Source organism: Sphingomonas sp. Leaf22, assembly GCF_001421715.1.
Taxonomy (GTDB): domain Bacteria; phylum Pseudomonadota; class Alphaproteobacteria; order Sphingomonadales; family Sphingomonadaceae; genus Sphingomonas.
Genome location: NZ_LMKP01000033.1, coordinates 1 through 7,717, shown reverse-complemented (window position 1 = coordinate 7,717; position 7,717 = coordinate 1). Strand labels below are relative to the sequence as shown.

8 protein-coding genes are annotated in these 7,717 nt (G+C 67.3%); 2 read left to right on the top strand and 6 right to left on the bottom strand.

The window, feature by feature from the left end:
* Positions 1-134 precede the first annotated feature (134 nt).
* Together ASE70_RS12685 and ASE70_RS20750 are read right to left on the bottom strand one after the other, a co-directional pair.
* Positions 135-1,046, bottom strand: a complete 912-nt coding sequence (locus ASE70_RS12685; protein ID WP_235519891.1) for a LytTR family DNA-binding domain-containing protein — start codon at positions 1,044-1,046, stop codon at positions 135-137.
* 277 nt (positions 1,047-1,323) lie between these two features.
* Positions 1,324-1,578: a hypothetical protein gene (locus ASE70_RS20750; protein WP_235519888.1), complete on the bottom strand. Its 255-nt coding sequence runs from the start codon at positions 1,576-1,578 to the stop codon at positions 1,324-1,326.
* Between ASE70_RS20750 and ASE70_RS19925 the strand changes: the two genes are divergently transcribed.
* The gene (locus ASE70_RS19925) at positions 1,577-2,686 is read left to right on the top strand and encodes a DUF3108 domain-containing protein (protein ID WP_235519885.1); all 1,110 of its coding nucleotides are present in this window, start codon (positions 1,577-1,579) and stop codon (positions 2,684-2,686) included. The two genes, ASE70_RS20750 and ASE70_RS19925, sit on opposite strands and share 2 nt — an antisense overlap.
* Before the next feature lie 82 nt (positions 2,687-2,768).
* On the opposite strand, the gene ASE70_RS12675 is transcribed toward ASE70_RS19925, so the two are convergent.
* The 3 genes from ASE70_RS12675 to ASE70_RS12665 form a co-directional block, all read right to left on the bottom strand.
* Positions 2,769-4,505, bottom strand: a complete 1,737-nt coding sequence (locus tag ASE70_RS12675; protein ID WP_056505424.1) for a heparinase II/III family protein — start codon at positions 4,503-4,505, stop codon at positions 2,769-2,771.
* The gene (gene rpe, locus ASE70_RS12670; RefSeq protein WP_056505421.1) at positions 4,502-5,161 is read right to left on the bottom strand and encodes a ribulose-phosphate 3-epimerase; all 660 of its coding nucleotides are present in this window, start codon (positions 5,159-5,161) and stop codon (positions 4,502-4,504) included. The genes ASE70_RS12675 and rpe overlap by 4 nt, the downstream gene beginning before the upstream one ends.
* A 290-nt stretch (positions 5,162-5,451) precedes the next feature.
* Entirely contained in the window at positions 5,452-6,711 is a 1,260-nt protein-coding gene (locus ASE70_RS12665; protein ID WP_056505418.1) for an RsmB/NOP family class I SAM-dependent RNA methyltransferase, read from the bottom strand.
* A gap of 93 nt (positions 6,712-6,804) precedes the next feature.
* Between ASE70_RS12665 and ASE70_RS19295 the strand changes: the two genes are divergently transcribed.
* Positions 6,805-6,972 (top strand): DUF1674 domain-containing protein, encoded by a 168-nt coding sequence (locus ASE70_RS19295; RefSeq protein ID WP_082438929.1) that lies wholly within the window; start codon positions 6,805-6,807, stop codon positions 6,970-6,972.
* 159 nt (positions 6,973-7,131) lie between these two features.
* Here ASE70_RS19295 and ASE70_RS12660 read toward each other — a convergent pair.
* On the bottom strand, positions 7,132-7,717 hold a 586-nt coding region (locus ASE70_RS12660), incomplete at its 5' end, for a VOC family protein (RefSeq protein WP_235519884.1).

Genomic DNA, 7,717 nt, shown 5'->3' with positions numbered 1-7,717 from the left:
CGCCCGGTCCCGAGCATGACCCTCGATATACGCCATGACTGCAGGTTACACCGCCCAGACGACCCAGGGAATCCTGATCCACGTTTTCGGACGGTCTCCCAGCCCAATCGGGAAGGCTGGTCATGCCGTCCTGCTCACGCAACGGCACTATCGGTATCTTTGATCCATCCCGCCGCTTTGAGGTGCGTTACGGCGGATCGCGCAACTGGCGCGACCAAGCCGTTGGACAGTCGTACGCGCATTGCGCGAGCGTTTCCCTCAACGGCGGTGACTGCGTGAGCCGCCACCCACCAGGATCGATGCGTGCGTAGTCCGTCGACCCTGACCGCCTCGATCGCACGGCCGAGCGGCATTAGGATCAGTTCGGAGCCGGCGGGGCGGTGCACGCGAACATAATGGTCCTCCATTTGCAGAGCCAGCACCTCTCCGCCCAGCGGGGTTACGATCGGATCTTCCGCTGGCGGCAAATCAGGGCCCTTGTGCTGGATCGGGGCGGAGCGCCGCCGGGCCAACCCCATACCCGCGATGGCGATCACACCGATTGTCATCGTCTGCGCCAACCAGAGCGGGAACGACAGATGGAGCCGTGCCAGTTCCGGCCACAGCCAGAACGCCGTCATGCGGGTAGCCAACGCTTCGGGGATGCTGGCAAGCAACCCGGCCGCGATCAGGGCTAGCCACCGTCGTACTGAACCGGTCACCGTTGACCGGGTGGCGATGCCATATGCCGTGCCGTAAAGCATCAGCCCCAGAACCATCGCACCGATCCAATAGGCCAGTCGTTCGACCAAGCCGCCGTTCAGATAGCTCCCGAACGGTCCGAGGATCGCCAGAAGCGCGCCGGCAGCGATGGCGAGGCCGACCCCGCGCACCATCGGCCTCGCCAAGCAGCGGCGAGCAGAGACAAGGAAGGGCAACCGGGTCACGTCGCCTTCTACCGCGCTTATGGTAGCGAACGAAACCCGGTTGTCGACTGGCGAACCCATTCGCCCGTTCGCGAATAGGAGCCTTCCCCCCACGGCATCGATCCAGTTCAGCAACGACATGCCACCACGGAGTCCACCATGTCGTTGCGCCTCGCTATCGCTGCCCTGTTCCTCACTGTTATCGCCCCTGTCGCCCAATCCCAATCGGTGCAGGCCGGGTTCCAACGTCTGGTGACCCCAGATGGCATCGAGGTCGGTGTCTGGTATCCTTCGTCCGGTACACCGGCCCGACAAAGGCTTGGGCTGTACGCGCAGGAGGTGGTGGGGCCGCCCACTTGCCGGGGGGCAAGCATCCGTTGGTCGTCATCTCGCATGGAACGGGGGGCGATTTCGCCGGTCACGTCGACACAGCGGTGGCACTCGCCCGGGCCGGCTTCATCGTCGCCGCGCTCACCCATCCCGGCGACAACTGGCGGGACAACAGCCGCGCTACCCGGATCGAGGGACGGCCGACCGCACTGAGTGCGATCATTTCGTACATGATGCAGGCATGGCCGGGTCGTGCCGCGATCGATCCCGATCGCATCGGTGCCTTCGGCTTTTCGGCCGGGGGCTTTACCGTCCTTGCCGCAGCAGGGGGGAAGCCGGACATGACACGCTTCGCCGATCACTGCGCACGGCATCCCGACTTCTTCGTCTGCACGCTTGTGAAGTCGCAGCCGCGAACCCTGACGAGCGCATGGCCGTCCATGACAGACCGGCGGATCAAGGCCATCGTTGTTGCCGCGCCGACGATCGGGTTTACGTTCGACCGTGCGGGGCTGGCCGACGTTCGCATCCCCGTGCAGCTCTGGCGCGCGGACGACGACCATATCCTGCCCGCGCCATTCTCTGCGGATGCGGTTCGCGCCACCCTGCCGAACAAGCCCGAGTTTCATGCGGTCCCTGGCGCGGGACATTTCGACTTTTTGGCACCATGTGCCGATCCCGCGACCATGCCGCACCTGTGCGTCAGCGCGCCGGGGTTCGACCGAACCGCGTTCCATGCCCGCTTCAATGCGGAAGTGGTGCGGTTCTTTCAGGAAAAACTCAAGCAACCGATCCTGACAGCGGTGCCCGATGGCCGGCGATTGCATCCCTATTCGGCCTGCTATGCCATAATGGGTCCGTCGGCCGAAGGCGCACCCGTGATCGGCTCGACGTGGCAATCCGTGCGCAGGGGAAAGATGGGCCGGCGGGCGGTCTGGCGGATCGTCGTGCATCAGCGCCTTGCCAATGGCCGGTTCGATCTTCGCGATACGTTCTTGCTCGATGACGGCACCTTTCAACCGATCAGCGTGGCGACGACACGCAATGGCAAGAACCATGCCGAGCTGTCCTACGGCGACAATCGCGTCACCGGATACAAGCTCGACCGGCAAGGAGCCCGCGTGACGATCGATCAGGCGCATTCAGGGCCGGTCTGGGACGGTAACCTTTTCGGGCCGACGTTCGCTGCGTTGCCTTTGGCTGTCGGGAAGAGCTTTACGCTACCGTTCTACCAATATGATCGTGGCGTGGGGGTGTTCACGATCACCGTGAAGGGATCGGAGCGGGTCACGACCCCGGCAGGGCGACTGGAAGCATGGCTCCTCGATGCAGGGTCTGGCTTGGATCAGCGACTGACCTATCGCATCGGCAAGCGGGATGGAAAGGAACTGGGCTATAGCTCCTCCCAAGGTGGGCAACGCCTTGGCGGGACGTGTACGGGTTTTGAGTGACGTTCCCAGACATTCGATCGTTTCTGGTAGCAGACCGATCCCGATCCCTCGACGGCAGGCAGGTGCCAACGACCCGGCCGCCCTACCGCGCCCGGTGGAACCGCCACGAAAAGTCATGGCCCCCCGCCGGCGTCGCGCCCGACAGCACCAGCTGGAACGTCGCTACGGCCAAGCCGCTGTCGTTGATCCACAGGCTTTCCTCGACGCCCAGCGTCGCGCCCTTGCAGCGGAATTGCCAGACGGGGCCATCGGGCAGGCGCAGGAACGCGGCCTGCCCGTCGGGGGTCGGGGCGATCTCGATGCCCGGGGCGAGGTGGAAGCGCGCGACGAAGCTCGTCTCCCCCTTGCGCCCGCGTCGGCCGGTCGGGATCAGCATGTCCTCGCCCTGCACGTCGCGGCCATCGGCGCTGAGCGTCAGCACGCGGCGATGCTGGAAGCCCAGCCGCTTCGCGTAGCCGTCATGCGCGACCTCGATCCGGCTGATCGCGTCGCTTTCCTGCCGGGCCATGTCGACCACGCCGACGCCCTTGCCCAGCGACCCGTCGGCATGGATCGCGGTCGAATTGGTATCGTCCAGCACCAGTGTCGAATGGGCGGCGGTGGTGCGCAGCGCCCGGCGCAGATCGGGGGACAGCGTCAGCAGCGCCGCCGCCGCCCCGCCGCAATTCACCACGATGCGCTGGCCCTGATCGGACAGCTCGAACGCCAGCGTCGACGCGCAGCCCTCGCGCGCGGCGCGCGCGACCGGCGGCGGCGCGGAATCGACGATCAGCACGGTGCGCCCCGCCGCCAGCCGCTGATAGCCCCAGTCGCTGGCATGGCGCAGCGGCCGGGTGCGTACCCCGGTCGCGGCGACGACATCGGCGATGCGGTCGCCCGTCACCGGCCCCGATCCCTGCCAGCAGGCAAGGCCACCCTCGCCATGCGCCACGCCCAACAGCGCCGCGACCATCCGGGTCAGCGCCAGTTGCTGCGGTTCGGGTACGTCGAGCCGCCGCGCCGCATAGATTTCGCGCAGGGCGGTCAGCGTCATCACCACGTCGAGCTGGTCGGCAGGCGACCGGCTGACGATGCCGCCATCGTCGAACACGCCGGTGGTCAGCGCCCGCGCCAACCCGTTCTCACCGAAGCCGCGCCGCGGATCGCCACCCGGAATAACCAGGCCGGCGGCGACCACCCCGGCCCATGCGGTGATCGCGCGGATGCCCGCCGGTGCCTTGCCCGCCTCTCCGTCCAGATGCCGGGCGGCGCGGGCGATGGTGTTGAGCACGCGGGAGCGATAGACGAGGTCGGTCGACGACAGGATCAGCGGCGCGTGCGCGATCCAGAACAGCATCCGCCGCCCGGTCAGGTGCGCCGTCCATGCCGGTTCCGACACCCGGTCGCCATGCGCGTTCAGCCATTGCAGCATCAGCGTCTCGGCGATCGGCACCGCCGTCACCCGCGGCGCGACGCTCGACAGGTCGCGCAGCCATGCGAAGCCGTGCAGATGCTCGGCGAACGCCGCCGAGAATTTCGGCCGGTCGAGCCCCAGCCGGTCGATCGGCACCGCTTCGCCCCGGAACATCAATTCGCCGCGGAGCATCGCCTGCCCGCGCGCCAGATCGCCGAGGAACGGATCGTCGGCGATCGCAATCAGCTTGAGCGGATGCCGCCCCTTCAGCCGCAGCCCGTGCAGCGGCGTGCGCCATGCCAACCGTTGCAGCTTTTCGGCGATGCGTTCGGACAGCGACAGCCCCGTGCCCCCGCCCTGACGGACCAGCCGTTTGCCGACATCGATCCCGTCGCGCGGTTCGTCGATCGGCTGGGGCGGGGTCATGCGCCCCGCAATGCGGCGATATTCGCGGCATAGGCGGTCGGCCCGCCGGTAAAGGTCGCGGTGCCGGCGACGAGGCAGTCGGCCCCGGCCGCGATCGCCTTCGGCGCGGTCGCACGGTCGATGCCGCCATCGACCTGCAAATCGATCGGCCGGCCGGTCGCGTCGATTCGCGCCCGCAGCTGTTCGATCTTGCGCAGCTGGCTGTCGATGAACTTTTGTCCGCCGAACCCCGGATTGACGCTCATCACCAGCAACAGGTCGACCAGATCGATCACCTGATCGACCACTTCGACCGGGGTCCCCGGATTCAGCACGACCCCGGCACGCTTGCCCAGTGCCTTGATCCGTTGCAGCGTACGGTGGAGGTGCGGCCCCGATTCCGGATGCACCGACAATATGTCGGCCCCGGCCTCGGCAAATGCTTCGACCAGCGGATCGACCGGCGATACCATCAGGTGGACGTCGAACGGCTTGGCCGAATGCGGGCGCAGCGCCTTCACCACCGCCGGTCCGATCGTCAGATTGGGGACGAAATGCCCGTCCATGACGTCGATATGAATCCAGTCCGCGCCCGCCGCGTCGATGGCACGGACTTCCTCGCCCAGCTTGGCGAAATCGGCGGACAGGATGGACGGGGCGATACGGACGGGCTGCATGAATTTCGTCCTAGCATGGTCTCATCATGCGGCAAGATAAGGGGAGGAAGAATCGGTTCACGCGGAGACGCGGAGACGCGGAGACGCGGAGCGAAGAATTTGTGTTCGCGCGAAGGCGCAAAGGACGCGAAGGTGTTGCGCGTCCGGCGACGTCCTTTGCGATCGGAAGACGCCTGCTCATGGAGGCCGCTACCGCGGCAACCTGCGTAACCCCTCAGCGTGCTTTGCGCCTTTGCGCGATCAAACCCTTCTCTCCGCGCCTCCGCGCCTCGGCGTGAACCAGCTTCTCCCTACCGCCGCCGCAACCGCACGATGAAGAACCCGTCCATCCCGCCCTGTTCCGCCAGCATCCCCGGCAGCGTCCGCACATAGCCGTCCGCATGCGCGGCAACCCCGGCGGGCAGTTCGTCCGCCATCGCCGGTTCGACCGCATAGTCGCTCCGTCCGGCAAGGAACCGCGCCAGCTGCGCCTCGCCCTCGGCCGGTTCCAGCGAACAGGTCGCATAGACCAGCCGCCCGCCCGGCTTCACCCAGTCGGCGGCGCGCGCCAGCAATCGCGCCTGCAACGCCGCCGTCTCGGCGATCACGCTCGGCCGCACCCGGTGCAGCACATCCGGGTGGCGGCGGAAGATGCCGGTCGCGCTGCACGGCGCGTCGAGCAGCACCGCATCCGCCGGCTCGCCCGGCTTCCACACCAGCGCGTCGCCGGTCACGACCGACGCTGTCAGCCCGGTCCGCTTCAGATTCTCGCGCAGCCGCCCCATCCGGCTTTCCGAATTGTCGAGCGCGGTCACGTCCCACCCGGCGGCGGCCAGTTGCAGCGTCTTGCCGCCCGGTGCCGCGCACAGGTCGATCGCGGTGCCCGGCCCCTTGCCCAGCAGCCGCGCGGGAATCGACGCCGCCAGATCCTGCACCCACCATTCGCCTTCGGCATAGCCCGGCAGGTCGGGGATCGATCCGGCATCGTGCAGCCGCCGGTGGTGCGGGGCCAGTGCCGTGCCCTCCGGCCCCGCCTGACCTTTCAGCGACAGGTCGACCGGCGGTTGCTGCGCGATGGCGTGCGCGGCGGCGATCACCATGTCCTCGCCCCATGCCGCGCACCAGCGGGCATCGGTATCGGCGGGCAGCGTCGCCGCATCCGGCAGCCGGGCATTGCCGCGCATCAGCGTGCCGAACACCCCGTGGACCAGCTTGCGCGGACCGCCCTCGACCAGCGGCAGCACCGTCGCGATCGCGGCATGCGGCGGCGTGTTCAGCACCAGCGCCTGCCCCAGCGCGATGCGCAGCACGAACCGCGCCTTGGCATCGTCGGGCAGGGGGCGCTGCGTCGCGCTGTCGATCAGCGCGTCGAGATCGGGGAGCCGCCGCAGCACCGCCGCCGCGATCGCATGGGCAAGGCCGCGATCCTCGCGCCGGTCGAGTTCCTGCGTGGCCTTCGCCAATGCGGCCTCCAGCGGCAGTCCGCGCCGGATGACGGCATCGAGCAGCCGCAGTGCGGCGCGGCGAGCGGCAAGGCCCGGTGCTTCGGGGGCAAGTTGCGGGCGGGCCATTCAGCGGGCCTCCGGTGAAGTTGGTCGATTGATCACTTGAATCCTGTACCTGGTCCGCCAAGTGCATCCTGACGAACCGTGAAGGATTCTTCTATGGGCAACCGACCCCCGCATGTGAAGCCACCCGCGCACCTCTCCAAATCGCCGCCGGTGCCGACACCCGAACCGATCCCGCCCAAACCGGACGGCGACGATCCGCTGGGATTGAGCCCGACGCGCTATGGCGACTGGACGCACAAGGGCATTGCGGTCGATTTTTGAGGGGGAGCCGCGGAGTATCCCCATTCCCCTTTCCGCCTGTCGGACCGGCAGTTCGGGAACAAGCGGTCGGGAACAGGGTATCGGATGGCGAAGCGCGCAGGCGTCCGTTCTTGCGCGCGGTACGACCGGATTACGGCCACCGGTTCCTGTCTGGGCCGGTCATTCCGGCAGATGGCAGCAAACGCACAGCTTGTTGCCGTCGGGATCGCGAAAATAGGCACCGTAGTAATCGGGGTGGTAGTGCGGACGAACGCCAGGTTGGCCGGCGTCCGTTCCACCCAGTTGCATCGCCAGGGCATGGCATCGATCGACCGTGGCGCGTTTGTCCGCCAGCAGCGCGATCATCTGACCATTTCCGACCGCCGCTTCCCCGCCGTCGAACGGCCGGGTCACGATGAAGAGCGGCCGGTCGCCGGCGGGTGGTTGCCACCCGGCCCAAGCGGCGTCGGCAAATCTCGGCTTCAGACCCAGAACATCCAAAATCGGACCATAGAAGCGGCGGGCCTGCTCAACGTCGTTAACGCCTACCGTTACATGCGATAGCATCGGACCCTCTGCCCACCAGGAATGGGCCCGTCTTGTACCTCGTCCAAAGGCTTGCCGCCATGCACCACGCGCGTCGGTCCGAATTCCCTGTCGTCTGATCGAGACCGTCCGAAAACTTTTTGCGGGAGGTACCGAACGCCAGCGCTGCACGGTAAAGCCGGGAAAGCGTCGTACTCGAGCCTCGATGCGTGGCGAGGCG